Consider the following 26,785-nt stretch of genomic DNA (forward strand, 5'->3'; position numbering starts at 1 on the left):
AAAAAACCGCCTCAGAGGGCGGTGCGGGTGGTATTTTGGATGTATGGGTATGCTAGGCTTGGTGGGGTGCGAGGTCTTGCTCTATGGCGGCCAGCTTTAGCGCCAACACTTGGTCAAGACGCACTCCGTAGCGGTCCCCGGCTGGGATGGCAGGCTTGATCTCTTTACCCTCGTCGTCAAGTTCGGCCGGCGATGCATCCCATGTGTCGTGGCAAAGCAAGCCATATCGGAAAGCATCTAACCCTTCCGATTCGAAAGCGGCTTTGATTTCTTGCGCTATGACGCCAAAATGCAGGCGCGCTTTATCCTCTCCCTTGAGGGCGATTGCATCACGGAACTGCCAGCGTTTGAACTTCACCTTGCGGATTGCTCGAAGCGCGGCGTCGTCATCGGTCGCGTCGATTATGCCGACCTTTTCCCGCTCGTCAGAAGTGCCGATAGTCGATGTAACGGCGTAGATATTGCGGAGCCTGAAAGACGGATGGCCGACATCGTTAAGATTGTCCATCCCGGGGATAAACCCACCATTGCGATAAATTGACCATCGGATCGCGGTGTTAGCCTTAAAAGATAAGGACTCCGTATCGCCAACTTGCTGTTTCCCAGATGCAATGATGCCGCAATCATTCAAGGCGCTTTTCAGCAGGATGCTGTTGTCTACCGCGTCCCTTGTAGACAGCGTGAGCGTGGCCGGTGCTGTTGGTCGGTAGCGTATGGCCCACGATCCAGTGTCCCAGAAAACGCTCAGGTCAGTCTTGAGCATCTCGAACACTCTTGACTGAGTTATCCCGTAGGCCGGGACGTTAAAGACATTTATGCAAAACGCGGACATCTGATCGTCTGTGAGATTAGCCCCAGATTCCGTCCCCTGCCCTAAAACCCAGTTCGCCTGACCATTGTTCGCAAACAACACCGTTGCGCGGCGATTATCGAGCGCGGTGCGTGTAGGGTCTCCCGGCGCGGCGTATACCGCGTTATTTGAAATAAACAGGTATGGTGGCCATTTGGAGAATATGCGAAGGCCGCCACTATCACTCATTGCCCCCGCTTGGTGCGTTGAGAAGAAGTAACGCACCTGAGCGCCGTCTTTATTTGGTGGGGCATAGCTGGAACCCGGTGAACCATCGCGCACGACCACATCGTTGACGCAGTGCGAAAGGTCAGGATGGGTATCCATCGCGAGCAGTTTATAGCCGTAAGGCTCCCAAATCTCGATCTCCGCGCCGCCCGTGGCGTCAGCCATCGTAATTGCGGCTTGAAGAGCGGCTTTGTTTTGGACGAGTGAACCACCTTTTGACGCGCCGAACCATCGCGCTTGCATCGGTCCATTATATTCCCGGACCCATGCGCCTTGCGAAGCAGGAACGCCATTGGATTTGAGATAAATGCCTTCCTGCGTATCAGCGGCAATCAGCGCGGAATAATCGCCCAATCTCCAGACAAACTTCCCTTCACGCCCCGCTTCCGTCAAGAATGCTGCTGAGAATTGGCTAGTGTCGAGTGCCTTCAGGGTGGGACGGTTGCCCACAGGGAAGCCGTCAAATGCGTTTTTGCTGACCCCGGTTGGATCGTAGGTTGCTTGAAGCATATCGCCAGTGCCGGGGCCATCAAGGCCGCGTTGCCCGCGAATGTTCGTCGCCTCATCTATGTCTTGAGTTAGACCATTCGGGCCAATGTATCCTGTGGGTGGCTTCGCGCCCCAGCCGCCGGTCCAGTCATATATTTCCATCACCCTGTCTTGACCGCGCAGGATGATCCGATAAAGCGGCGTCCAGCTTCGTGGGAAATCGCCAAGCTTGAGCCACGACCCAGACCCGGCGTCTCCCTGCTTCTGGTAAATGCCATTGTTGTTGGGGTCTTGGTCTTCAACAACCCATGCAGCCGTCAATTCCGGGTAGTCGAGATTGGCGTCAGCCTGTGCCTTCGTCTCGAAAACGACAGCGGCCATGATCTCACCTGGGGCCAAACCGAAGGTGAGCACCCGCGCAAATGTTATCTCTGAAATGTCGATTGCGACTGGGTTTGCGGTCGTGACATACCATTCCCCGCTGTTGATTTCCCCGTCAGTGACGATAACCATCGTGCCCTTGCGGACATCGCGGGTGTTGTTGAAGTCCCGCGCCCTACGCCATAAACCAACAGAGGCGACATAAAGGCCATTCGCACGGGCGTCCGTCTGATCCTTGACCAGAACGCGGTCATCTTCCTGAACGGCAATCCCGTCAATGACTTGCAAGCCGCTGAGAATGATGTTCTGTGTCGTGGCGCAACGCACCGGCCCTTTCATGGCCGAAGACGAGGCTAACCCGTCAGTGCGGTCTATGATAATTCCCATGGGTTTCTCCATTGAAAAACGCCTAGATTAGGCGCGCTTGACGACCTCCACTTGTGCTTGTTAGTGGGAGGGCCGATTAACTTTCAAATTTCCCGGAATGAGCGCTGCGCGATGAGTTGGGGCGTCAAGAATATCCTCCCCAGACAACGGCTTTTGCGCGACCTCAGTACGCTTTCGGGTGCCGCAGCATTGGCGCAAATAATCGCGCTGGCGGTCTTGCCGGTTCTGACACGACTATATCCCCCGGAAGCCCATGGGCTGGCAGCCACCTTCGCCTCGATTGTCGGCATAATTGGTGTAGTCAGTTCCCTGCGATATGAATTCGCCATTCCGCTACCCAGAACCGACCGAGGGGCTTGGCACCTAGCGGCCCTCTCGCTCGCATTGCTAATCGCAGTGTCCGTAGTTTCTGGGGTTGCGGCCCTCTGGCTGGGGGGCGAAATGGCCCGCGCGCTTGATATCCCAGTTTGGGTTTTTGCTGCTCTGGTGGCTGTCGGGATAGCAACACTCAGTGCATATAAGGTCGCCAACTATTGGGCCGTGCGGAAATCCGCCTTCGGTACTATCGCGCGCACCCGCATTCAGCAGGGCATTGCCGGCCCCGGAAGCCAATTAGCGCTCGGCTTGATGGGGATTGGTCCATTGGCCCTCGTCATTGGGCAAATAATCGGCCAATGCGCAGGGCTGTCACGACTCGCCATCCAAATGATTGCTGACAATCGACGTCGCGGCCTCGCAGTTCGTCGCCGCGGAATTGCATGGGCGGCGAAGCGCTACCGAAAATTCCCCCTTTATGACAGTTGGGCTGGGCTTCTCGACATAGCAGGCGCTCAAGCCCCTATATTGCTGCTTGCAACCCTATTCTCCCCCATTGTGGCGGGGTACTACACGCTTGCCAACCGCGTATTCACGGCCCCCTTGAGGCTTGTTGGTACGGCCCTTTCCCAAGTCCTTCAGCCACGGATCGTTGAAGCGCAACGCACCGGTACTACCGCGAAATTGCTGGAAGGCCTTATCCAGCTTCTGACCGTGATGGCGCTTCCCCCGTTTGCAATCGCGGCCGTCATTATTCCCGACTTCGTTTCCACCCTATTTGGTAAAGAGTGGGCGGATGCCGGATGGGTGGTGGCGTGGACGGCGACATGGGCTGGCTCTCAGTTCGTCGCCGCTCCTCTCGGGGTTGTACTTATTGCCGTCGAGGCCCAAAAACTCAACATGGCATTGCAAGCGTCATTAGTGGCGGTCCGGGTTGCGGCGCTTCTCGTCGGAGCCGCGCTCGGTTCGGCATACATCGCGATAGTTCTATTCTCGGTTGTAAGCGCTATTGGATATATGGCTATTACCGCAGCATCTGGCATTCTCGTTGGCCTCACAATGAATCGCATGGTTGTCGCAGTGTGGCGTCCGGTGTTGCTTGCATCCTTTGGCGCGAGTATTGTTGCCCTCATTCGACCGGAATTTTCAGCGGTGCGATATTTTCTTGTAATCCTCATAGGAGGGTTATGGGGGTGGCAGATGTGGGCTTCGGCATCACGGTTTCTGCGTCAAGGGTAATAAAGAGAGGCCGTGGGGAGCCGTAAAGTAGCATGCTTCATACCGATGTATCTTCAAGAAACTCCCAATGGTGGAAGCTTCTTCCAAGCACTATTTTTCTCCCTGCTGAAAAACTTCCATTCATAGAATCCCTATTTCTGGTTGCGGTGCTGCTTGGGCCAGCCATAGCATATTCCAAGCTCTATCTTTTTCACTTGGTATTGCTCGCGCTCCTGATCCGCACGGCTATATCTTTATTCAGGAATGGCATCATTCTGCCCCCTAAATCCCTTCGATGGGATGCTGCCTTTTTTATCTTCTTCCTCGGATGGTATGGCCTATCCATCCTTTGGTCGCCTAACCGGCTATATGCGCTTCAATATTGCGTCTACGTGGGCATGGGCGTTCTTACTGTATATTATACAGCTGAAATATGCCGTACGGTTGAACGATTGCGCTCAGCCCTCTTGGTCATCATGGCGACGATTTCGATAGAAATAACGATCTCGATCATGGAGGGGCTGAGATTTTTTAGGCTCCCATCTTCACCATATTCGCCTTTACGCTGGATTGTCGGGCAAGAGCCCATCAGTTTCGCCGGGCAATCACCCCGGCAAATCTATGATACGCTCGGGTGGCCCACCGGCTTCACAGGAAACCCTAACAATCTTGCAGCAACGCTTGTTCTCATGCTTCCGTTGTTTCTGCTTACCGGGCGCTGGTGGATAGCTGTTCTCGGCGCTCTCTCCACATACTGCGTGGTCAGCATGACAGATGCACGGGCTGGGGCTATCGGGTTCGCTATTGTAATCGCATTATGGGCGCTACTTTTCATTGCCCACAGACTTGGATTTTATGGCAAAATGCTACTTGGCGCGACGATTATTGCAATGATGATCGCGGGGCCCGCCCTAGTGGGAAGCCATATACAAGCGCTAGCCGACCCAAGCCGTGGAGAACGTCTCGGTTCATATGATGTTCGCATCCAACTCATTCGCAATGGGCTCAATGCACTCTACGAAACCTATGGCCTAGGCGTAGGGGCTGGTGGCAGCATAGCAGTCCAGGAAAGAGCGGCTGACGCAGTAATCGGCAACATTCGATCAATGCACAATTTTTGGATAGAGTTGCTGGTTGATGGCGGCGTTGTGTTCGCGGCGCTGTTTTTTATCTGGGTCTGTTCTCTCGTCTGGCGGCTCTGGGGAATCGGGCGGTCATCTAGTGACCATACCCTACGCTATGTTGGGAGCGCCCTGGTTCTCAGTTTTGCGGGCTTCTCAATCGGTGCTATTGGTCCATCTTCCGTCATCTATATGCTGCCCATGTGGATGGTAATAGGTCTCGCGCTGGCTGCGGTTCGTCTGAATGATAAAATATCCCGCGAGCCCAGGCTCTATGCGTGACGCTGTAAACATGAAAATTCTTCTCCTCGCGGCCGCCTCAAGTATACACACCGTGCGTTGGGCAAACAGTCTTTCCCGGGCGGGGGTTGATATTGTACTTGTAAGTCAGCATGCCCCGCTGAGAAACCTAGACCCAGCGGTCAAAGTGAAGCGACTGCCCTACTCTGGAGAAGTGGGGTATTTTCTAAATGCTGGCGCACTACGCTCGATCCTTGCTGAAGAGCGCCCCGACCTGATGAACGCTCATTATGCATCGGGTTATGGCACGACGGCGCGGATGGCTCATTTCCATCCTTACATCCTCTCAGTTTGGGGAAGCGACGTGTACGATTTCGCGGGAAAGTCCCCCCTTCATAGGTGGCTCTCCAAGCGCAATCTTCTGGCAGCTGACCAGATCGCCAGCACGAGCTACGCAATGGCTGATCAAGCCCGACTTGTCGCCCCCCTTGGGGATATCGAGATCACGCCATTTGGCGTTGACACACGTCTGTTTACTCCAAGAGAAGAGGATGACAGCACCTCGCACGGCACAATCGTTATCGGCACCGTTAAAGGTATGGCCGCTCATTATGGCGTCGATATATTGATCGACAGTGTTGCCCTCCTCGTGGAAGAATTGAATCATAGCAACCCAGAAACGGCTAAGCGAGTTCGTCTTCGTCTGGTAGGCCATGGCCCACAAATGAACGAGCTAAAAACCCGCGCTCACAATCTCGGCATTTCCGGTATTGTCGAATTTGTTGGCCAGGTTCCGCATGAGGCGGTCCCAGAGCACCTACGCCAGTTTGATATCTACGCCGCTCTTAGTCGGCGCGAGAGCTTCGGTGTCGCGATTATCGAGGCTGGCGCTTGCGGCCTTCCTGTCGTGGTTTCGGACGTGGGCGGCTTGCCCGAAGTTGTTGTCGGCGGAGAAACCGGATTTGTGGTGCCGCCTGAGAGCCCGCGAGAGGCTGCCAAGGCGCTTCGCCAGTTGGTGCTCGATCCGGCCTTGCGGCGTCAGATGGGTGCTGCCGGGCGCGCGCGAGCCGTTGCGTGTTACGAGTGGCGTGATAACGTGGATACTATGGTAGCCCTCTATCAAAAAGTCCTCGCATCCAACTCTCATAAATCGGTTGCAGGAGTTGTAGGTGAGAGAGGCCACAGTCTTCCTGCTCGATCCCTACCCCGTTGATGTCCACCCCCCCCGCTTCGGCGGGTCGGCAGGAGGCTTTTACGTCCCACGCGCTTCAACAGCTTTCGGCAAAGCTACTGAAGCGTTCGCATTCCCCGTACTCTTTCATCGTCGGGCCAAGCGAAAACGTTGCGCCCAGAAAGATGAGCGCGACGAGTGACCCCACGGCTATCCGCCAGCCTTCAGATCGGTCTACACCGCCCCACGCGAAGACAAATCCAGCGATAGATGCAGCCATCAGGAAAAACTGCGCGACCAATCACTTATTCCTTGTTTCAGGGAGGCCAAGACTGTCGCCAGCGGCTTCCTCTACCTGGTTAAAGAGCCATCGAACGTAGAACAGGTTCTGCATGGGGATCAACTGCCGCGCCTTCCTCAGGTCACTTTTTGTTGTGTCTCCCGCAAAGATAGACCCAGATATCTGGAAAATATCAGCAATAGCATCGGGGGTCGGTCCGAGAAATGCGCCGGTGACGTTTCTGCTTGCATACCTCGATACCTGCTCTCCGGTGACGGCGGATAGCCCAACCCTTCCCCGTGTTGCCTTTTCGGCGGCATTGTTGGCTTCCATCAGCCAGCCGACCAACCCAGATTTGTCAAAGGCTTCAACGGCCCATTGGGCAGGATTATCAGATATGGGCTGCCCAGAAACGACCTGCTTGGCCCAATAGCTGAACGCCCCGAGCGCAAGGGACACCATAACCCCATTCAACACCGCTGCATCCCGTTGCTGCAATCCCGCCAATGTAACGCGCTGCATTGAGGAAATGCCGAAAGATTTGAACTGTCCGACGGTCTTTCCGAGTTCGGTGCTCATCCAGAGCGGTTTATCCTGCCCCGGGGTGACGACAATGCGGTCCACATCTCGGACAACAGCGGCACGGAAAGCCTCCCTCGCCTGCTTGTCGGACCAGTCAGCGGCTTTTGCCAGCAATACCCCATCTTGATTATCGCCGTGCTGCGTGAACTCTTTGGCAATGCGCTGTGCAAGGTCTTCATTGATGCCTGATGCGGCAAGCTTCCGAATGTCGTCCGGGGATGCGGTGCCATCTGCCACGCGCCGTGTAGCCTTCAGTACTTGAGACATGGTGACCACACCGGAAATTTGCTTCACCGTGGCATTCCAGGGGGCCATCAGCGATACGAGGCCAAACCGTGAAGAAAGGGACTGTATTCCTCGTTCAAATTTAGAATGTCTGCCGAACTCGCCCGTTATGTCGGCTATCGCCATAGCGCGCGTGTCGAGTTTCATATCAAGCGCGGTCCCGGTATCCTTCACCTCGTCCGCTGCCAAACGAAACGCTCGAAAGTTACGCACCATTGGCAAGAAGCCATCCCCAAAGGCGTTCGTTAGGCCATGGACCGTGATGACGCGGCCCAAATCGGGGATCGCAGAAACCGTCATGCCGCCGAGAAGCCGGAGATAGTTTAGGTTTCTCGCAACGCGCCCGGCGCGAAGAACCAGCCCATCCGGGTTTGACGGGAGCGCATATTGGCCGCGCAGACGGTCACGGATGCCTTCAATATCCCGGATCGCCGCTTTGCGCTGCTTGTCCAGCCGAGTGCGTTCCTTCTCTTTGGCCGCGTCATCCAGATCAGCCCTCCCATCGACCTGCGCAATCTTCCGGTTCGCCTCGTCATTGACCTTGCGGATTTCCTCCGCCATGGTCGGATCACCGAATTTCTTGGCGATTTCCACGTCAGCCGACATGGTGCGCACCTGGGCGTGAAGCACCAGTTCGATATCGAGTTCAAGAAAGTCCTGTATCTTGGCGCTTTCGATATGAAGGAGGCGCTCTTTCAGCGGGCCGCGCGGGCCGGAAACGATGCTGTCATAGGGGATACGACCATCCGCGTTACCGAGAATGGTGTCAATCGTCTCGTCAACGATGTCCCTCAACTCTTCATCGGACAGCCGGCCAAAATCGGCAAGCTTCCTATCTGCCTTGTCCGCCGCGCCGTTCGCGCCTCGAGCAACATCCTCCGTATTTCCGATACGCGCCGCCTCGTCCCGTTTTGTGATGAAATAGTCATTGAGGATGCGGGCGAACTCACTGCGGCGCGCAATGATCTTGTCCTTGTTGTACATGCGGAAAAGGTGGGAAAGATCCTCCATTACCGCGACATTTTCAGGAAAAAGCCGTGCCTCAATTGCGGCCTTCTTCATCGCCTCATCGATTCGCCGATAGACTTTTGCCGCTTCCGCGACGGCCGGTATGGGATGCTGCTCTGCGTTAAATGCGGCTTTCCCGACCTCTTCCTTGAACTGCTTGTAGGTCAGCTTCGTGCCGCCCGTTATGCGCTGCATTTCAGCTTTGATAGGCGAAAGGCGCGTTTGCCATGCCGTGGGGTCAGGCGCGTCATTGAAGTATCTGGCGTAAAGCGTGTCGATATCGGTAAGCGATTTCGCGAGAGGCGCATTCCACATTTTCATGCGCGTTTCGACCGAGCCGCCAATTTCCGTCGCAACGCCGCGAGCATTGTCAGCATATTCCAGCGGGGTTTCCGCAAGCTGCCTCACCGTCTGCCGCGCCGTGTCCAAGTCGGACAATTGCAGCCGGATCAATGGGTCTTGCCGGTTCACCAATGGGATATTCTTGATGATCGCCTCATCCTTGAGAACCAGCGGCCCGGTATCGCGGGCAGCGGCACCAGCAGACGCGGGTTTACCGGCGGCGATGAATGCGTTGTCGAACTCATCATATCCGCGCTCTTGCCCTTCGATCTTTCGGGACAGACCTGACGCGGCCTCATTCGAGAGATAGCGCCCCGCCAGCGTGCCAAGCGCACCCCCAAGAAGAATTGAGCCTCCAACGTTATAAACGGTTTCCTCGCCGGTCCTCGTGACCTGCGTGAGGTGTAGCCCCGCCTCGGAAACACTCGCGTCTATGCCCGCGCCGATGGCGGCTCCGGTAGCCGTCCGCAGAAGCGAGCCGCCAGCGCCGAGGACGCCGCCCCCTACCGGAAGGAGCGTGGGCAGATCGAACACGCCAGCGCCCATCGCCGCAATGACGCCCATGGCTCCCGCCGCGTCTATCGTGCGTTTGTCTGCAAGCTCTCGCTTAATTTGCGCCTTTTGTGCGTCTGCGGCCTTCTTGTTGAAAATGCCCGCGAAATCGTCCACGTAGGCCGAAAACTCCGGATCATCCTTCACATAGTCAATCGCGTTGAACCCCTCTTCCACCTCATACGGGTCAGCATGACCGCTCGACGCGAGATATGAGCCGATTACGTTCTCGGTTCGAAATGCTGCGCCGAAAGTCTCGAGCAATGACGGATCGTCGGGCGGATCGAGCGGCGCGATATTGGCGAGATTTTGCGGAGTGCGCCGCTCATCGATGAAAGGCATTACTGCACCTGCCCTGTCAGCGGATTTCCGTCGAGGTAGTTGTCAAGGGTCGCATCACGATCCTGACCAGGGATAATATTCTCTCGATATGTTTGGTCCTGCTCGCGAGCGGATTTTACCGCTTCGTCCTGCTGCTCCCTGATGGACCGCTCCACATTGGCGATGTCAGGTCGCCATAGTTTGCCCGGCATTGTTTGAAGGGAGCCGTTCTTATCGGGATATAGCACCGCATATGCTGGCATCTCGCCACGCTTGATCATGGCATCTGTTTCGGGCGTGGTCACGAGTTGTATCTTTGAGCGCTCAATTTCGGGGTCAATCGCATAGAGGTCTTGGAATAACTGCTGCTTTGCGTATTGGAACGGATCACCGGAAACGGCCGTGTTAGGTGGCCAGTATCGTTCAGGCGGATGCTTCATAACGACCTTGCTGCCGGTCAACTCCGTCACGCCATAAAGGCGCTTCATGTGCTGCTGCGCACGATTCTTCGCCACATCCGGATTGCCATTGGCCTGATAGAATTGCTCCTCGGCTATGGCCTGATATTCGGCCTGCATACCAAGCGCCTGCGCTTCGTTGAACCCCACCTTCGGGTCATTGAAGGGCAACCAGCTTTCATCGAACATCGAGCCGATGTCGTCATTCTCGATCTGCTTGACGAATTCCTTAGCCGCCGGGGCGAGTGCCTTGCGCTCTCGCTGCTTTGCCGGATCGCGCATGTCCATGATCTTCTGCGCGGCCTGTTCTGGCGACAAATTCAATGTGTTGACGTAAAAGCCGAAATCGTCGGCCACGTTCTGGACGGATGCGCCTCCCTCTCGGCGCGAAAGCGCCTGTGGGCTTATCTGGGCTATGCGGGATGCGGTCTGAGCTGCCGCAACAACTTCCGACACATTCTGGCTTTCAAGCCCACCACGGATTGAATTAAACGTGTTCTGTGGGACAAGGCCAGTCTGCCGAACAAGGCTTTCTGTGACCGCCTGCTGACGATCTGCCGGAACGGATTTTTCGATCTCCTTCCCGATGAAATCAACAGCCTTCTTTCCTTCGCTCGAATATGGATCGACCTGGAGCGTTCCGTTGGCAAATGCCTGAACTGCCTCCGCTCCTGCGAAGGCATCCTTGCGCGCGGTGTTGTAGGTGTTGATCAGGGCCGCCTTGTCGCCATCGTCAATGCGCGCATCGCTGAGAATGTCCTGAGGTGTAAGCGTCGGGTCATTCGTCGCGATGCGTAGATTATAGGTATCTCGCGTTGCAACCTGCGTTGCCTTAAAATCGGCTGCTTCGGCGGCGGCGCGCTGACGTTCAACCGCCTCCGCTATGTCAAAGGTGGCCTCCCTTTCCTCTGGAGAAAGGTCCTTCATCCACTGCGGGTTAGGGTCCATCCCCGCCGCTTGGCTGGCGAACTTTAGTCGGCCCTTGAAATTGTGCGCGCCGGTCGGGTTATCGGGAGACCAGCCTGCCGGGCGCTCATAGCCCGCGAATGCTGCGGTTGCTTGGTGAACATCGCGCGCATTCTTCAGAGCTTGTGCTGCCGCGCTTTCGGACCCCTCCAATTCGTGCTGGACGAAGGCGAGTTGAACGTTGAAATCGCGCCAGTCCCCACCATTCGCCGCGGCGAATTGCTTCAGGGCCTGAGCGCGAGGGCCGTTCCATTGACCAAGCCCAATTGAGTCTGACCCATCACGCCCGTCGCCGGGGTTGCGGGCTTCCGTCCTAAGATTGCTTTCGGCTATCAGGTTGCCGACGATCCCTGCCGCCTGCTCTTTCGTCCATCCCTTCGATTGAAAGAACGCAACCGCCGCCGCCGCGCGGTCGGAAACTTCTTTTGGCGCGGGTCTGGTTATGGCGGTTGGGTCTGCCTCGGCTAGAAGCTTTGCACGGCTAAAATTCGCGTTCCTGATATATTGCTGCTTACGCTGGTCAGCCTGATCCGGCGTGAATATCCCGGTTTGTGTCGAGACCTCGATGGTCCCCTGAATGTCGGAAAGGGCCTTTTGCTTTTCCTCTTCCGTCGTGTTCGGATCGACATAAATGCGCCGCTGCGCTTCGAGCGTTTCATCAATGCTCGCGATGGTGGCCTGCTTACCCAACGCGTCGGCTTTCGCATCAATGGCAGCCATGGTTGAAGCGGCATCAACCTTTGCACCCTCTATCCAGCGCTGTCGCAAATTCGGATCGCGGATGAACGATGCCGCCTTGTTCACCAATTCATTGGTGGATTTCCCGTACCGCTCTCCATATGTGCTATAATCCGGGTCTTCATCGGCGGCGCGGCGCGTGTCTATTAGCCCAGTCTTCAGAGTTGACTCAGCCTGTGCAAGGCCAAGCGTATTTTCTTGCTGCTTCAACTGGTCCCCGAGCGCCGTGAGGCCTGCCCCAGCCTGCGCGATACCAGCACCAATAGCCGTCGTATCCTGCACGGCAATCTTGCGCCCGCTACGCAAAGACTCAGGTCCGGATAGATCGTATTTTGTCGGCAGTCTCGCCATTACTTAAATCCCTTGACCGCCTGCCCGAAGCCGCCCCCAATGGAGCCGAGAAGGGAGGCGGTACCGCTCCGCCTCCTAGCGCGGGCTGACGCCTCAAGACCACGCGCCCGTTGCTCGCCGCCATAAAGTACGGTGCGCGCATTGTAGTCCGCCTGCCCGGCGGTATCAGTCATCAGCTTGACGATGGTTGGAGCATCGGTCCCAGCCCCAGCGCCAGAGGCGGCGGCAAGAGCCTGTTGACGAGATTGCACCAAGGCCCCTTCCCGGCGCTTTTGCTGCGCTTCCCTCGACGCTGCTGCCCTCTCCTCTGCCGCCTGCTGCTGTTCTTGCGCCGCGACGAAATCAGCGTCACGCTTGGCAGCCACGCCAGACAGGACAGTTCCACCGGCAGACGCAACGGTTCCGATGGTCGAAAGCGTGCTTCCTAGGCCAGCGCTCGCACCAGTCGCCGTTCCTGCCGTCGCCCCGCCGCCGAGCAAGAATGCGCCTATTGTTTCGAGTCCTGCCATCGCCATATCTCCTGCTCGCCTTCCATGGCGAAGAATTCAAATCCAAGGATTTTCAACAGCTTTTCCGATGACGCATATTGAGTGTCGCGAGGCGTATAGACCTCCGTTTCCCCAAGCTGGACCGCGCTACGAAGGCATTTGCGCCCCTCGCGGCGCACAAGGAATGCGTACCCCGGACGGTAGTTCTCGACCTGCAACCACGCCCAACAGCGACCGCCGCCCCATGCGAGGCCAAAACACCCGAGCGGCGTGTCATCCTCCAAGACGATTTTTGCAAAGACAGGCATGTCGATTTGCAGGCCGGAAGCCTTCACGATCTCCCTGCCGTCAACGGTAACGATCTGGATCATGCCTACCCGTTCGTCGTAACCGCGACAGTCATCCCCAACAGGGTCGCCGTGTAGGGGCTGGACCATTCAATGCAGACGCGGGAATCAAGGCCCCACGATCCGCCGAGGGTGAAGGGGCATTCGTCATGAACATCACCCAGCACAATATCCGGGACTTCCATTCCGAACACCTTGGAGGGAAGATCATAGAGGCTATCGAAGCTGGACCCGGCCTTGACGCCCCATCGTGTGAAATCGGTCATGATGAGGCCAAGTTCATCCACGCTTTTCTTCTGGAGCATGGCCGTGCCGCCCTCCGCGCCATAGGCGAGGCGAGCTGATTTATATTGAACGGTGTATGGAAGCCCGGCGATCCAGTTCGTTACTGCGTAGGGTAGCGTGATATTGCCATTTGCAGCCACGGTGAATTTCGCCGCTTGCCCCTTCGCGGTCTCCACGGGTTTCCCATCCGCCCAGACGACGACATTTTTACCGGCGACGTGCGTTCCTACATTGATAGTCGCGCTCGCCACCGGGGTGGAGCCGACCCTATACGCGTCCATCACCTTGGCTAGCGTCGAAGGCACAACCTCTTCATCCATTGCCATCTTTTCGATGTAACGAACTGTCTGACCGTTCACCGTGCGCCTGATGGAGAAATACACCCGGTCCTGATCGACAGCAGGGAGCACAGCAACGCTTTCAAATGCGCCATCGGTCTGGATCGGAACGAAGGCCATCACCTCCTGGTCAGGCTCATAGACGCAGCAGATGCAATTCCCGTCATTGGTGATGATCCAGATACGGGTATCCGGTCGGCGCTGGACGGCGAGTTCTCGGACCCCGCTGGAAAATATCTTCGTGGTCAGCTTCGACATCTGGACGGATTTGTAATCAGCCGATCCAGCGTCAAAGACAACTTCGACCACTATACGGCCCGCGCGCTCAATGGTCAGGCCGCGATTGTCGATCTTGGCTGGTTCGACCGGCGCAACGCCGAGCGTGGATGATTCCTTGATCGTAAACTGGTCGACCGTCAGTGGCTCATCAAGGGATGATGATTTGGCAACTGCTATAGCCCCCTCGGTGCCAATGACGAGCCGCTGAAGGGACATGAGCCATTGTGTATCATTGATGCCGCCTATGGCGATGGATCGTAATATCGGGGCGGAATCGCCTTCATAATCCTCATCAAAGCTGTGAAAAGCGTCCGAAACCGACCCCCAAATCCGGTCCTCTCCTGACCACCACAGACGCCCATCAGCGAAAGCAACCGCCGAAGGCCACACGCCATCCGCCGACCATTCACCGCGCCGCCAATCTGCTGTAGGATTAACAGATGTGAAAGGCTTTAGAATTTCGATGGCAACCGATGTCGGGCTATTGAAGCCTGTGACGCGGCATATACCGTATCCGCCCCCGCCCTTATAGGTGAAATTCACATTGGCAACGCCAGAGACGTAATCGCCGGGAAGAAACCCCGCGCGGTAATATAGCACCACGTTATCATATCGTTCGCCGGGGTCTATCTCGTATCTACCATTCTCAGTGAATTTAAGCGTATTCTGGTCGATGAATCCAGAATCCGGTCCGTCATAAGACCACTGAACTGTTATGGTGCCTGACCATGTACCGCTAAGCGTAAGAAAAGCCTCATTGTCACCCTCGATGCCAGAGGCGCGAACTGCATCGGAATACTGATCGTCTCCCGCAAGCTGATTTGTGAAATTGTACCCGCTGTGGAAGAGCCGGAACATCGCTCCGACATCAGACGGCTTGAAGAATGGCGCGCTTGCGGTAAGCGTCCCTCCACCCTCGGTCTCGCTCGGTGTCAGCTTTATGGCGTTATCTGTGGCTACTGCGAATGGTCCATCGTTCGAAAGATATAGAACGACTGACCAGGAGCGTGGAGAACGTCTTTCAATGCGGCGCTGCTGGTATCCGCGACAGGCGACGAACACCACATCAGCAGACTGGGAAAAGCGCATCAATCCCATATCTCCAGCCGCCCATGGGGTAGGAAGCTCCAATACTCCCGCAGCCTCAACATTGATGGATTTTACGATGGAGAGATTGGGCGATTCCGTTTGGAAGGAGATGTAAAAGCTCCCCGTCGTCGGCACAAATGCAAGAGAATGCGTTCCCACTGTGAGGCCGGTATCGGCAATGTATTCATCCCCTCCCGGCGTCGATCCGCATCGAAAGTTGACAGGGCCTAGATTGATGACGATCCTGAGGGCATGCTCGACGCCTTGTTGATTGACAGTCACCTGCTGGTCAGCTGAAGCGCTTGCCCCCCTCGCCTGCGCGCGCATTTGCAAGGTATTGCCGGTGATTACGCAAGTCGCCCCGGCTGTTGCATCAAGGGACCACCCGGAACTTGACCCGAAGTTCCCGTTCACGACGGATGCCGTAACCGCCGGTCGGGTAATCAGCTGATCGTTGACCCGAACCCGAAGGGATTGATCCGAGAATTCCATCAATGCCGCGTCTGTCGCGCCAAAGACGAACTCTTTCAGGCGCGTGACCTGATTGCCCTTCGTAGATGACAGAAACCCCAAGCCCGGGCGAGTGAACGCGCGGCCAACGGCCAGAGGCAGGAGGTTGGTTTGCACCTCCGCCGCAAGGCGCATCCTCTCCAGATCGACGCGCGGGAGGGCAACCGCATCCTGCACACCGGCATTCCATGCGTGTTGGTAGACGTTGAGTTTTCCCACGGGTTAACCGCCCCCGTAGCCCATATAGCCGCGATAGCCCCACCGGTTGAACCGGTTACGCACCATTCTGCCGGGTGCCGCGTACTTCACGGATTCATCGAATGCATCGACGGCCTTCGCGCGCTTCAGCTCATCCTTGTAGAGGGCATAGATATCATTGCGGTTGCCCCGATCATTCGAGACCGGCAGCCCGCTTTGAAAGGCCAGATACGCCGCCAGTGCATTAGCAAAGGGCTGCCGCCATTTGCCGATATTCAGCCCATACTCAGGCAGCGTGGAGGTATAGCGCACATAGAGCGGGTCCCAATTGGCGAACCAGCTCAGTGTTTCATCCGTATAGCTTTCAAAGCCTGACTGGAATGTCGGCTCATTCGAAATGCCGACTGTTCGGATATAGTCGTCAGGTTTGCGAAACCCGAACTGATAGCCGAACAGAGGCTCTACATCATCGTCATGGCTGATCTCGACCGAGCGAATGGCGAAGTTCCACAGGCCCTGAGTGAGCAGGAAGGCAACAGCCCCATCCCACGCATCGTCAAGCTGATAGCGCTCCGGCCTGTTATCCGTGAGCGTTTTTAGCTCATGAGGGCCGAGCAGGCGAAGCGCCGCTTTGTAAATCGAGAGTTTGTCAGCCATGACGGCTCCTATACGGCTTCCTGAACGTGCTCACGCGCCCATTCAATGGCGTCGTCCTTGTTGTGGCCGTGGGACATCACTTCCCCATCGGACTTTCGAACAACACGCCATTTGTGCACCGGGCCGCCCCACCCGACGTAATAGCCGGGGACGACCTCCTCGCCGTCCTCGTTCTTTGCCTTGGATGGCTTCTTCGCTTCCTTGGAAAAGGTGACGATGAAGATGCATTCGCAGTAGATGGCAAGACGGCCAGCCTTGTAGACGATAAGCTCCGCGTACCAGGTCTCGTCTTCTGCCCACAGTTCAATCTTGTCCCGCGCCTTGATCTGGTAGGCGACGTGCGCCCAGAAATCCGGCTTCAAGGCGTCCTCGAGCGTGACGCCGTGCGGCGCGACAACAACATGGATTTGACGTGCGTATTCGGCCAATTTCACGTTGGCGCTGGTGATCTGTTTCATAGGATTGCCTCAGTTGGTGGGGGAGCGGTTCGGGGCCAGCCCGAAGGCCAGCCCCACGACCGCAGCGCAAGAGGCGTACACCGCGACCGTAAGGCCGCGATGCCGCTTAGACGACCGTAGCGGCGCGCGTCGTCTCGTCTACCGTGCTCACGATGGCGAGCGTTGCCAGAGGCGTGGTGGTGTCGAGGATGACAACTTCGTCACCGACACGCATCCCGAGATCAGCGCCATTGGTGAAATAGCCAGCGCCTTTAACGGTCGCCGCGGTGTCGGCAGAGCGATAGAGAAACTTGGCCGGCCCATCACCGATACGCTGGAAGGCATTCACGGGAGGATTGGTTACATCATATGCCATGGTTCATTCTCCTTAAGACGCGGCGAAGGCAGAGCCGTCGTGGTTGATCTTCACAACGCCGGGGTTCTGCAGGAGCTTCGATCCCATGAAGATGCTGGTGCGAGCCCAGTAGTAATCATCTTCCTCGTTGTAGCCCGCAGCGACCATCATCTCGCCCGTGTTCACCGCATGGCCGATAGCGTCACGGTGATAGGCAAAGCAGACTTCGTTCGCGGTCCCCTTCCCCGGCAGGCCCTGATGGAATATCCAGTTGAAGCCCGCCCAGCGGCGCACACGGATGGAAGGCCCGTTGAAAGGCTTCACATCGACATACAGCGCATTGGCGAATTCAGGGATTTGCATCAGGTAGGCGCGGAAAGCGCCCGTGGCGACGAACCACATATTGTCTTCGTCTTCCGTCTGGACGTTGTTGTTGTCCAGAATGGTCATCGCCTTCATGACCAGCGAAAGCGAAGCCGTGGTAGCCGCACCAGTGTTCACCGTCGCGGTATTGAGCGCAGAGATGATGTCGTCATCGATCTTGCGGTTCATCACCTTGCGGGTGCCTTCCTGCATGATCCGGCGACCATCGCCCTGCGAGGCGAAGATGTTGAAGTTGGTGCGGCGTGGCTTGTCATGCCACTCGACCAGCGTTGCGGTGTGCTGGTTCAGATCGTCGGCGCGGGACGGAATGAGACCGTTTACGCCACGAGTGACCGGCTGTGCGTTGTTGGTGTCGGCAACGAGGAATACCGCCTCGTTACCCTTGAAAACCGCCTCGGTTACCGTGGTCGGGCGAAGAAAGCTCTGCTTCCGCTCGAAACCCGCGATGAACTCTTGGCGGTATTGGACCTGAAAAGCTGTCTCAGCCATTTCTCAATACCTTTAGGTTGCTGGGTTGGGAGCCGCAGGCGTGTAGGGAGGCCGCTATCGCTTCGGGGCTGCTTACGCAGGGAGGCCGAAGACCAAACGGGGCTTCACGTCCTATAGGCGTGGGGTTGGATGCCGGGAGCCGGGGCCGTTGCCGGGGATGCCGACCGGGCATAAAAAATCCCGCCGAAGCGGGTTATGGTTTCGCTGAATTGCTCAGACGAATGGGGGCTATGAGCGCCGCTTTTGCTCGCGCTCAAGGATTTCACCATATTCCTTGCTGAGGCCTTCCCGCCAATATCGGTCGGGGTCACTCTTAAGGATACTTTCGATCTCCGCCTTGCGAGAGTTGTGACGGCTCTCGGCGTCTGGCGTCGCAAACACGGAGTCGCCAAACCGGTCGCGGCCCATCTCCGCAGCCCACAGAACAAACTCTGGATCGGAGCCAAGGAGGCGACCGTCAGGAAGGCGCGCTTCGGCCCATGCCGCTCCAACACCTGGAACGCTCTCAACAAAGCGCTTGGCGAGGGTCACCGTGGATTTATATTCACCCGGGGCCAACTCCTTACGAAGCGCATCTTCCGCCGCTTCCCTCGCCTCGGTGTCTTCCGCGATTTGCTTTTCCGCCGCCTGCTCCGACATGGTGACATACCATTCAGAGGCAACATCGATGACAGCCTGTGACGCACCCTTCTGGTGGGCGAATTCCGTGAAGCTCGCAAGAAGCGGCTTGTCGGCGTCAGTCAGGCGCTTGGTGACGGTCTCCGGCAGCTTGTAGCCGGTGGGGTCTTCTGGAACACCGTGCTCTTTCCGCCATTCCGCCATTGCCTTTTCGTCTGACGGATCGGGCATGTCACGCTTGAGTTTGCCCGAACGAATGGTCGCCTTGGCCTCTTTTAGCGCCTTGAAGACGCCCTTGGGCGAGTTGTAGCGCTTGATCTCCTTTAGGAGGTCTTCATCGCCATCGGCCCACAGCTCGCGCCAATTGTCAGGGAGCGTGAATTCCTGCTCAGCATCCGGCTTCTTGCCGGTGTCCGGTGCGCCCTTGCCGTCGTCGGCCTGCTGGGAATTGTCGGTCTCCGGCGCGGTGTTATCTGCTACGCCGCCAGTATCGACCGCCGTGTCGTTGACCTCTGGCGCGGGTGCTTCTGGCGTGACGATCTCAGCCTCTTCGCTCATTCACTTGCCTCTTTCGGTTTGCCTCTGGTCTTTGCGGGGCGCTCAACAAGCTTCATCGCCTCATCCAGCGTCATGCGGATGATCTGGTATCCGACGAAGCGACGGCCCTCATGAAAAGCCGTGTCGTAGGGGTCGCCCTTGCCGTAGCTCATCTTGCCGTAACCGGATGCCTGCTCGACAATCCACGCCATAGCGGCCTTCTGCTGGCCCTCACTGGCGGTCCCGGCGATGCAAGCCCGAATGGCAAAGATGATTTGCTTGTCGAATTGAGCCGGGCGGCTTGCCGGGGTGCGAAAATCATCGGAGCGGTTTGCTTCCATTGTCACGTCAGCCCTGCCTCCTTGAGTGCAACGCTTGCGCCTGCCACATCCTGAGCCACCATTGAGCCTTGCTGGAGCATCGCCGCCGCCTGCTGGAGGCCAGCAATCGTCCGCTGCTGTTCTTCCTCGCTCGCCTGCACCTCGTCATCGTTGAACCAGTCAGCCAGCGCGCCAGTACCCTTGATGGCGTCGTGGGTCGCCTGCTTGAGGTCGAGGATAGACACCGCCGACTGATCGAACTGGACCGCCGCGCCGAGTATCTGAATGCTCTCCTGGTATGCCTGCACGGCCTTTCTGCCATCGGCAGAACTCAGCGGGCTATCGAAGGCGAATGTCACCTCAGCGTCTGACAGCGCTTCAGGCATTTCGCGAATATCGAACAGATCGTTGCGAACCGCCATCTGGAAGGCAGTATCCAGCAATGGAAGGTGATATTCATGCTCAATCGGCCCGAAGAACGGCAGCACCGCGCGCCGGAACTCAGCAACGCGCTGCTCTGTCTCGAATGCGGTCATCGCCCGTTCGGACGGCAGCATGAGCTTGTTGAGCAAGAAGGATTCCGAAATCAGGTTGCGGACATCAGCCTGCATGTCGCGGCCAACGCCCATCCCCGTTTTCGCATCTTCGAACATCATCGCTTCGCGGATGTCCTGATCGCCCTCAAGATCGAGAGTGGTGAAGCCGCCCGCATATCGGTTGAGACCGTCCCGGAAAATATCGCCCTTACCGTATAGCGGCGGATCGACTGCCTTCTCCCCCTGCTCGATCATGATCCGCGCCAGCGTCTGGAGCATCCGGCCATCAGGCAATGACGTGATGGAGGCCGGGGAAAACCCTTGCGGCCAATCCGAAAGTGTTCTCCAGCGGGGAATGACGTAGTTGAATACCGGCGATCCGCGCTCGCTCAGGATGGTCTGGTGATCTGCGTCAACATAGAGCGAGACAAACGGCATATCACGGTACTGGCGGCGCTTGGCCTTGTCGTCGCCGTAAATCTCATCCATCGGCAGCATGATATGGCGAAGGTTGAATTCTGACCCCGGATCACGCTGGTACGCCTGCTTGATCTCAGGGTGCGCGTTCTTCGCCCATTCGCGGCGGTTCATGATGCCGCGCGCCGTCATCTTGATCTTGCGCTGATTGTGGTCGATCTTGCCGATACCGTTTTCCATCCATGCGCAGTCCTTCGGATGCCATGCACGGAATAGAAAATGATCCCGACTAGGAGCCTCTTCGACGGACAGGATCGGGTTGCCGAACGCTACCCAATCAAGGTCTGCTTCGTTGGTAGCTCGAAGGAAATTGGTGCGGCGATCATAGATGTGATTGCGGAAACGCTTTGTTGCGTATTCCAGCCAGCGCGCATTGGTCGGGTCTTCGTTGATCTCGTCATTGGTGGTTCGCACCTTGAACCAGTCGCCCTGACGCAGCATGGCAGAAGGTGCATCCCCAAGCAGACGGCAGGCCAGCACCGGAAACGAGTCCATGATGCCAGTCGCAAAGTCATAGCCAAGCGACCACGAGGCAATGAAATTGGCCCGCAGCGGGTAGAAATTCTCCGCTATCTCCTGACACAGGGAATCCCATGGCAGCTTCTTGGCGAACAACGTGTCGCCAATGCGGACCAACTCACGAGCGCGGCTATCCATGCGTCAAATCACCGTGATACGATGGAAGGAGCCGAGATGGAAAACAGCATCCTCGGGAGAACCGGACGAGGCCCACTTAGCAACGACACTATGGCTGATATCGTTGCCGGGGCGCTGATCTGGGTTGTCTTTCAGGCGGTACACGCGATATCGAAGCTTTCGGCCAAGGCAGCCAATCTCTTGATCGCGAACCACGTTGAACGAACCGCCCTCGACATAAGAAGGATTGAGCATCAGTTTGCCTGCCCGAGAAAGCTGTTACCGTAGGCAGTCGTGCCGGGGCTGGCAGACCTGCTGCCATTCTGGCGTGAGAGCATGGTAGAGGTCCGCCCGGAGCGAGCCGCGATCTGCCGCCGACGCTGCGCTTCAGCCTCCTGCGTCTGAGGGTCTTCTTCGTCCGGCATGCGGACAGGCTCAGGCTTGGGGGGCTTCTTGAACAACGAACCCATGAGGGAATCCTTTCAGACTAGGAGGAAGATACCGGCAACGGCACCCGTGAACCACGAGGCCGAGGTCAATAGGACAAACATGCGATAAGCAATGTCGCGGCCAGTGATCTGGTAATATTCCCATGCCTCACCGCCGAGAAACGCCAACGCCGCCGTGACGGCGGCGAACCGCCAAGCATCCGGGACGCCAAGAGCGAGGCCAGCCGCCGCCACAATCCCGATGTAGGTCACGCTGAAAATCGTGTGGTTCATTAGCGCCTCTTCTTCATGTTCGAGTACCCAAGGTTGACGGTTGGTCGCTTGGCATATGCCGATGCAACTCGGACACGCGCACTCACGCTGTCCTCGCCGTAAGACCACGCGTTCACCACGCAATCGCCCTTGTCGGGTGAGCGGCCAAGCCGCTGCTTGATGTTTTCCTTTGGTTCAACTTTGATCCCGCGCGGGGTGAGCGACCATGTGGGGGCCGTGAGGTCTGCCAGCAGTTCGGGGTCAGGCGGCAGCGCTACAGGCTCGCCAAGGTTAGGCTCCAGCGCCTCGCGGAACTTCCACCACACCTCTGCCCGCTTGTTCGCAAATTTCAGCTTCTTATCGCGGGTGCGCTTCGTGGACGTTTCCGCGCCATTGTGTCCGAATAGCTTGATGTTCTGGACGTTTTGCTTGAGGTGTGAATAGACGCCAGAGCCGTATCCACCACCCATGTCGATCACGACAGGACAGCCGTCGCGCATCAGCATCACATCACGCGCGGCCAGATCGATTGGGTCCACGTGGCCGCTCAGGCGCTCCAGAATGACCTCATCGTACCAATGGCCGTGCCGTCGTGCGAACGCATTGCCATCCCCGCCTCCGAGCGCCACGTCGTGGCTGAGGACGGACATGCCGACGCCTTCTGGCGGCTTTGGCGTCCATCTCGCCTGCGCAGCCCGCACCCATTCGGTCGGGATCACCTGAAATTCGTTATCCTTGATTTCAGCGTCAAACCGGCCATCGCGAAGGCGAATGCGCAGCTCTTCGGGCATGGCCTCGAGAACAGCCGCGTAGCCCGTTGCCATCAGGTCTGGGTTGTCTTCCAGATTTGCCGGAATGAAGGTGCGACTGCGAGGCTGCACCATCTTGCCGTTCACCTCGACAGGATCAGGCCCGTTGCACTCGACATCCTGCCCGTCAATGGTCGTAAACCAGCGCAGTTCGCCCGGTTTGGCCGGCTTCGGGTGCGTCTTGTCGAGCCACGGTGCCCAATAGCGGACCACCCAATAGCCTTCCGGCGTGACCGGCGGATTGCCTGTGGCAATAACGCGGCACCTCTGCCCCGGCTTCGTGGAGCGCGTCCAGCCGATTAGAAAGCGATATTGCGCCTCGCTGAAATGGGTGATCTCGTCAAAGCCCTTGAGATCGTGAGCGCGGCCCTGGTATTTCTCCACATCCTGCTCATGCGGGACTGAGCCGAATTCGAGGATATTTCCCTTCGGCAGACGCCAAATCTTGTCCTGCGAATTGTAGCCCTGACGCGAACCGAGCATTCGCGCGACCTCATCCTCAAGCCCTTTGATCTGAGGATATTCGCGCCGGAAGATGATCGAACGATCATGGTCATCAATCGCGGTCCCGCAAAGGAGGGCTGATTTGCCGCCTCCTGCCGAACCGCCGAAAAAGGTCTCATCCGCGAGGGAATGGAGGCAATCTGTCTGCGGTCCGGGATTGGGTATAAAAAAACGGCCCTGAGTGGCCGCGCTTGCATCCTTTATGATCTGGTCTTGTACATCCTTCGGGAGCGCGTTGAAGCGCCCAAGAATGTCATCCAGCAGACTTGTCATTGCCACTCAATGCGAAGGCGATACGGCGAGCGAGGTCATAGCCGGAGACGTCTTCCGTCTTGATGGGACCGCCGTCTTTGCCGGTCAGTTCGCTCTTGTCGGCAAGTCCGAGGTCGCGGGCGATGATGTTCGGGTTGAGTAGGTCCGCAGCAGCTCCCGCGAACTTCTGGTCACGGATGATGTCCTCTACGCGCGTTGTGACCTCACCATAACCTTCACGCTGCCGATATTCGGACCACGCCTGCTGGCTGATATCGAGGAAGACGCAAAGGCCCGATATCGTCATTGCGCGCATCTTGGCGACCGGCTCATGCGTTGCGGCACCCTGAAAGGTGACAAGCTTATCTTCCCACAGCGGGTTTGCCTCAACCCACTCAAAATACTCGCAACACGCGTCCCATAGCTTATCGGGGTCGGGGAAAATCGGCTTTCGCCCATGCGAGCTGCGAGCCTTCCAAAATTGGTTCCCCTTAGGCGCGGCCATTTACGGCCTCCAGTCGCTGTAAAAGAACATCCCGGTATACAGCCCAGAACGTGGAGCGGAACTCGTTTTTTGCGGTGTGAACTTCGTGTTCAGCCGACATGCGAACCCCCAAATCAGCCACTTCAATGAGAAAGTTGATTTCATCTGCGGGCCTACCGGCTGGCATTGGGATCACGCCTTGAGCGCAGCCATGATGGCGTTCACCTTGGCTTGCAGGTCCGCCAGATTGTTGTTGATTGCCGTGATCGATGCATTCACGCTTGTGAGGGTTGGGAGTGTTGCTGTGTCCGCTCCTGTGGCAGCAGCAGTTGCAGCCGGAACAGCCGTCATCGCGTCGTTCGCTGTCCCCACGGTGCCGGTGAGATTGGTGAGGGCTGCAATTTGCGTCTTTGCCTTCATCGCCGCCGTCACGGAAGCCGGGTCGGCCGGGAACGTGGACGGCTTACCCGTCACATCGGCCCACGCGACGGATTCGGAGCCGCCAGACATTGCAACAGCGGTACCATCAACCAGCAACTCACCATCAGCCGATAAGCCAACGCGGTTGCCGTGGATGCTTACGAGCACATCAGCCATGGGTAATCTCCTGAAATTGGCGGTTAACTAAAGAGCTTGGTCGAGGCGGTCCAAGACATTCAGCGCGTGCTTAAGCTGCGTTTCGGCCAACATCGCTTGATCGCGCAAGAGAGCAAGTTTCCCGATAGGGGCGCTCAGCGTGTCGTGCACGTCGCCATACGTAGGCGATGGGCCAAGAAGACGATCAGATAAACTCTCCAAGCGGCTGATGAGCGTCGTGAGGTTAGCGAAAACGGTGTGCGCGTAGTCGATGGCCGTTTGTTCTGTTTGTGGCAAGCCAATGCCCACACCTAGGCTTTGGGGGTAATGAGCCGCGCGGGCTTCTGAGGGGTACGCCATATCAGTTTTTCCTGTTACGAGAGGGTTTTTGGAATTGGAGTTAGCTTAGCGCCCCGGTGACGACGCCGTTCGCAACGGTAAGTGTGAGTGTCGTTCCCGCGCCGGTCACAGGTATGGTCTGCCCGTCCGAGACAAGCGCATCGGTGCCGTTTGTAAGCGGGAAATTCTGCCAATTGCCTTGATCGACGGCGAATGTCGCCCCCGCCGTCTTCCCAGCTTGGTCAACAACGGTGCAAGGCGCGGCGTTGATGGCTACCTTCGTGGTGGAGTTGGCGAGCTGGACGTTCCCGGTGTTACCGCTCACACGCGCAATCCCGGCTACCTGACCGCCCCCAGACCCGTAATCCAGAATATCGATGCTACCCACGCCGTCCTGTATGAGCGCATAATTCGCGGGGAGTGCAACGCTCTCGAATGTGTTGGTATCAGCCGGTACATGCGCTGTTACCATCGCCAGTAGGCCGGTGTTATCAGCCTTGGAGAGCGGCTTTGTCGCACCGTCGCCCACGACATCATTTTGAGGTGGCAGACGCACAGCCGTCAGAAAACCGCTATTAACGAACGCGGCACCGTTGCCCCGGCTATCATCACTGGCGTTCCAGAGCGGCACCGATTGACCGTCAGTCACCGCAGCCGCACCGGCAGGCGTCACCTGCACCGGGTTACCGTCCCCATCGACCAGAATGACATAGGGGATATTGGCATCGCCAATTGCTTTGTAGTCAGCCAATTTCGTTCCCCTGCTCGTCTATCGCGATGATGTAAGGGAGGCTCGCGCCGTCGATTGCCTTGCGCTCTCCGGTGATGCTGGCTTGGATTGGGTTGCCGTACACGCGCTTATGGCTTTCGCCCGGCGTCGTGCCGGTGCCATCCCAAATAATCATGTAAGGGATGCTGGAACCACCGATCCCCTTGCGCTCACCAGTAACGGCCATGGCTCAGTCCTTACGGATTTTACCCAGCGTTTCCGCCAGTTGGGCGCGGCGGCGCGTCGTGGCGCTGTGGCTGTCGGCGAACTTATGGAGGTCGGCCCGCGTCAAAGGCTCGTTACCCTTGATCAAGCCATCGCGCTTTGCAGTCGCGCGGAGAGAACCGGGCTTTTTTATAGCGCCCGCAATCCAATCTTCTGCCATGATATTTACCTACTCGGTTAGTCGTGGGTGATACAGCGGACGCGGCCGAAAGCGCTGGTCCCGTGTTCAATCGCCGCCTCAATCGCAACCTGCGCGGAAGCACCTGCATATAAAGCACCGAAAGCCGCTACCGAGCCGCCGCCGATGGCGAAATATGGCGCTTCGGGGTAATGCTCCTCTCCGAATGCGGTGAGGACGCGGACACCCCTTCCGGCAGTCGCCATTAATACGATGAAATCACTCTCTGCATCGGATGTGGCGGCAGGCTCTGGTCTCGCGCCTTGGTAGCCTCCCCTCACCCAATCCAGAAAGGAGAAGCATTTTGCAGCACGGCCAGAGGTGCCGTAAAGAACGCCATCCGGCCCCTTGGCGATTTTCTCAGCCCATCCGTGGCTAGCGTCCCCGGCCCAACAGCCGCTATCTGCCGCCATTATGCCGTCACGATACGCGATAGTTGTCATCCGAACTCTTTCAAGATCTCCACCTGCCGCTCCAGGTATTCGATCAAATCCCGCATCTGCATGGAGGTGGCAGCGAGGTTTATAGCGCACTCGATAAACTGCATGGATTGCTCGCGGTGAAATTGCTCAGTCGCCGCTTGGGCCAATGCGTTGAGAGCATCGTGCTCGCTTTTCTCGCCCATCGCAGCCTATCCCTCGTTAATGTCGTTGAAGCTCTTGGCGCGCGGTTCCTGATCATGCGG

The 26,785-nt window shown here is 57.4% G+C and carries 29 protein-coding genes; 3 read left to right on the forward strand and 26 right to left on the reverse strand.

What is annotated here, in order from left to right:
• Positions 1-52 precede the first annotated feature (52 nt).
• Complete coding sequence (locus tag ACOWVG_RS07175; RefSeq protein ID WP_420961029.1) at positions 53-2,335, reverse strand: tail fiber domain-containing protein; 2,283 nt, start codon at positions 2,333-2,335, stop codon at positions 53-55.
• Between the two features lie 111 nt (positions 2,336-2,446).
• Between ACOWVG_RS07175 and ACOWVG_RS07180 the strand changes: the two genes are divergently transcribed.
• Genes ACOWVG_RS07180 through ACOWVG_RS07190 form a run of 3 tightly spaced genes read left to right on the forward strand, consistent with a single transcriptional unit; the run spans position 2,447 to position 6,442 of the window.
• A complete protein-coding gene (locus ACOWVG_RS07180) occupies positions 2,447-3,889 on the forward strand; it encodes an oligosaccharide flippase family protein (protein WP_420961031.1) in 1,443 nt (480 codons plus the stop codon).
• 32 nt (positions 3,890-3,921) lie between these two features.
• Complete coding sequence (locus ACOWVG_RS07185) at positions 3,922-5,271, forward strand: O-antigen ligase family protein (RefSeq protein WP_420961034.1); 1,350 nt, start codon at positions 3,922-3,924, stop codon at positions 5,269-5,271.
• A gap of 10 nt (positions 5,272-5,281) precedes the next feature.
• Positions 5,282-6,442, forward strand: coding sequence for a glycosyltransferase (locus tag ACOWVG_RS07190; RefSeq protein ID WP_420961037.1), 1,161 nt, complete (start codon positions 5,282-5,284; stop codon positions 6,440-6,442).
• Positions 6,443-6,497: 55 nt separating this feature from the next.
• Here the strand turns inward: ACOWVG_RS07190 and ACOWVG_RS07195 are convergent, their stop codons facing one another.
• The 25 genes from ACOWVG_RS07195 to ACOWVG_RS07315 form a co-directional block, all read right to left on the reverse strand.
• On the reverse strand, positions 6,498-6,701 hold the full coding sequence (locus ACOWVG_RS07195) for a hypothetical protein (protein ID WP_420961039.1): 204 nt from the start codon (positions 6,699-6,701) through the stop codon (positions 6,498-6,500).
• Entirely contained in the window at positions 6,702-9,791 is a 3,090-nt protein-coding gene (locus ACOWVG_RS07200) for a hypothetical protein (protein ID WP_420961041.1), read from the reverse strand.
• Positions 9,791-12,283 carry a phage tail tip lysozyme gene (locus ACOWVG_RS07205; protein WP_420961043.1) on the reverse strand — a complete coding sequence of 831 codons (2,493 nt, stop codon included), beginning with the start codon at positions 12,281-12,283 and terminating at the stop codon, positions 9,791-9,793. The genes ACOWVG_RS07200 and ACOWVG_RS07205 overlap by 1 nt, the downstream gene beginning before the upstream one ends.
• A complete protein-coding gene (locus ACOWVG_RS07210; RefSeq protein WP_420961046.1) occupies positions 12,283-12,792 on the reverse strand; it encodes a hypothetical protein in 510 nt (169 codons plus the stop codon). The genes ACOWVG_RS07205 and ACOWVG_RS07210 overlap by 1 nt, the downstream gene beginning before the upstream one ends.
• Entirely contained in the window at positions 12,771-13,142 is a 372-nt protein-coding gene (locus tag ACOWVG_RS07215) for a hypothetical protein (protein WP_420961048.1), read from the reverse strand. Before ACOWVG_RS07215 ends, ACOWVG_RS07210 begins: the two co-directional genes overlap by 22 nt.
• Positions 13,143-13,144: 2 nt before the next feature.
• The gene (locus ACOWVG_RS07220; protein WP_420961050.1) at positions 13,145-15,838 is read right to left on the reverse strand and encodes a hypothetical protein; all 2,694 of its coding nucleotides are present in this window, start codon (positions 15,836-15,838) and stop codon (positions 13,145-13,147) included.
• Between the two features lie 3 nt (positions 15,839-15,841).
• Complete coding sequence (locus tag ACOWVG_RS07225) at positions 15,842-16,474, reverse strand: hypothetical protein (protein ID WP_420961052.1); 633 nt, start codon at positions 16,472-16,474, stop codon at positions 15,842-15,844.
• Positions 16,475-16,482: 8 nt separating this feature from the next.
• Positions 16,483-16,932 (reverse strand): hypothetical protein, encoded by a 450-nt coding sequence (locus ACOWVG_RS07230; protein WP_420961055.1) that lies wholly within the window; start codon positions 16,930-16,932, stop codon positions 16,483-16,485.
• A 106-nt stretch (positions 16,933-17,038) separates the two neighbouring features.
• Positions 17,039-17,287 carry a hypothetical protein gene (locus tag ACOWVG_RS07235; RefSeq protein WP_420961058.1) on the reverse strand — a complete coding sequence of 83 codons (249 nt, stop codon included), beginning with the start codon at positions 17,285-17,287 and terminating at the stop codon, positions 17,039-17,041.
• A 12-nt stretch (positions 17,288-17,299) separates the two neighbouring features.
• On the reverse strand, positions 17,300-18,139 hold the full coding sequence (locus tag ACOWVG_RS07240; protein WP_420961059.1) for a phage capsid protein: 840 nt from the start codon (positions 18,137-18,139) through the stop codon (positions 17,300-17,302).
• A 228-nt stretch (positions 18,140-18,367) separates the two neighbouring features.
• On the reverse strand, positions 18,368-19,315 hold the full coding sequence (locus ACOWVG_RS07245; RefSeq protein ID WP_420961061.1) for a hypothetical protein: 948 nt from the start codon (positions 19,313-19,315) through the stop codon (positions 18,368-18,370).
• Positions 19,312-19,641, reverse strand: coding sequence for a hypothetical protein (locus ACOWVG_RS07250; RefSeq protein ID WP_420961063.1), 330 nt, complete (start codon positions 19,639-19,641; stop codon positions 19,312-19,314). Before ACOWVG_RS07250 ends, ACOWVG_RS07245 begins: the two co-directional genes overlap by 4 nt.
• Complete coding sequence (locus ACOWVG_RS07255) at positions 19,638-21,284, reverse strand: portal protein (RefSeq protein ID WP_420961064.1); 1,647 nt, start codon at positions 21,282-21,284, stop codon at positions 19,638-19,640. The genes ACOWVG_RS07250 and ACOWVG_RS07255 overlap by 4 nt, the downstream gene beginning before the upstream one ends.
• 3 nt (positions 21,285-21,287) lie before the next feature.
• Positions 21,288-21,518 (reverse strand): hypothetical protein, encoded by a 231-nt coding sequence (locus ACOWVG_RS07260; RefSeq protein ID WP_420961066.1) that lies wholly within the window; start codon positions 21,516-21,518, stop codon positions 21,288-21,290.
• A complete protein-coding gene (locus tag ACOWVG_RS07265) occupies positions 21,518-21,733 on the reverse strand; it encodes a hypothetical protein (protein WP_420961067.1) in 216 nt (71 codons plus the stop codon). The genes ACOWVG_RS07260 and ACOWVG_RS07265 overlap by 1 nt, the downstream gene beginning before the upstream one ends.
• 12 nt (positions 21,734-21,745) lie before the next feature.
• Positions 21,746-21,985, reverse strand: coding sequence for a hypothetical protein (locus tag ACOWVG_RS07270; protein ID WP_420961069.1), 240 nt, complete (start codon positions 21,983-21,985; stop codon positions 21,746-21,748).
• Positions 21,985-23,550, reverse strand: coding sequence for a terminase large subunit domain-containing protein (locus ACOWVG_RS07275; protein ID WP_420961070.1), 1,566 nt, complete (start codon positions 23,548-23,550; stop codon positions 21,985-21,987). Before ACOWVG_RS07275 ends, ACOWVG_RS07270 begins: the two co-directional genes overlap by 1 nt.
• Positions 23,531-24,034, reverse strand: coding sequence for a DNA-packaging protein (locus tag ACOWVG_RS07280; RefSeq protein WP_420961072.1), 504 nt, complete (start codon positions 24,032-24,034; stop codon positions 23,531-23,533). Before ACOWVG_RS07280 ends, ACOWVG_RS07275 begins: the two co-directional genes overlap by 20 nt.
• A 171-nt stretch (positions 24,035-24,205) precedes the next feature.
• Entirely contained in the window at positions 24,206-24,610 is a 405-nt protein-coding gene (locus ACOWVG_RS07285) for a hypothetical protein (protein WP_420961073.1), read from the reverse strand.
• A gap of 27 nt (positions 24,611-24,637) precedes the next feature.
• Positions 24,638-24,949 (reverse strand): hypothetical protein, encoded by a 312-nt coding sequence (locus tag ACOWVG_RS07290; protein WP_420961074.1) that lies wholly within the window; start codon positions 24,947-24,949, stop codon positions 24,638-24,640.
• Positions 24,950-24,989: 40 nt separating this feature from the next.
• Entirely contained in the window at positions 24,990-25,679 is a 690-nt protein-coding gene (locus tag ACOWVG_RS07295; RefSeq protein WP_420961076.1) for a hypothetical protein, read from the reverse strand.
• Positions 25,672-25,884, reverse strand: coding sequence for a hypothetical protein (locus ACOWVG_RS07300; RefSeq protein WP_420961078.1), 213 nt, complete (start codon positions 25,882-25,884; stop codon positions 25,672-25,674). The genes ACOWVG_RS07295 and ACOWVG_RS07300 overlap by 8 nt, the downstream gene beginning before the upstream one ends.
• A 3-nt stretch (positions 25,885-25,887) precedes the next feature.
• Positions 25,888-26,082 carry a hypothetical protein gene (locus ACOWVG_RS07305; protein WP_420961080.1) on the reverse strand — a complete coding sequence of 65 codons (195 nt, stop codon included), beginning with the start codon at positions 26,080-26,082 and terminating at the stop codon, positions 25,888-25,890.
• A gap of 17 nt (positions 26,083-26,099) precedes the next feature.
• Entirely contained in the window at positions 26,100-26,543 is a 444-nt protein-coding gene (locus tag ACOWVG_RS07310; protein ID WP_420961081.1) for a hypothetical protein, read from the reverse strand.
• Positions 26,540-26,725 carry a hypothetical protein gene (locus ACOWVG_RS07315; RefSeq protein ID WP_420961083.1) on the reverse strand — a complete coding sequence of 62 codons (186 nt, stop codon included), beginning with the start codon at positions 26,723-26,725 and terminating at the stop codon, positions 26,540-26,542. Before ACOWVG_RS07315 ends, ACOWVG_RS07310 begins: the two co-directional genes overlap by 4 nt.
• Positions 26,726-26,785: the final 60 nt, after the last annotated feature.

The sequence above is a fragment of the Brucella sp. IR073 genome, assembly GCF_049065735.1.
Classification (GTDB): Bacteria; Pseudomonadota; Alphaproteobacteria; order Rhizobiales; family Rhizobiaceae; genus Paramesorhizobium.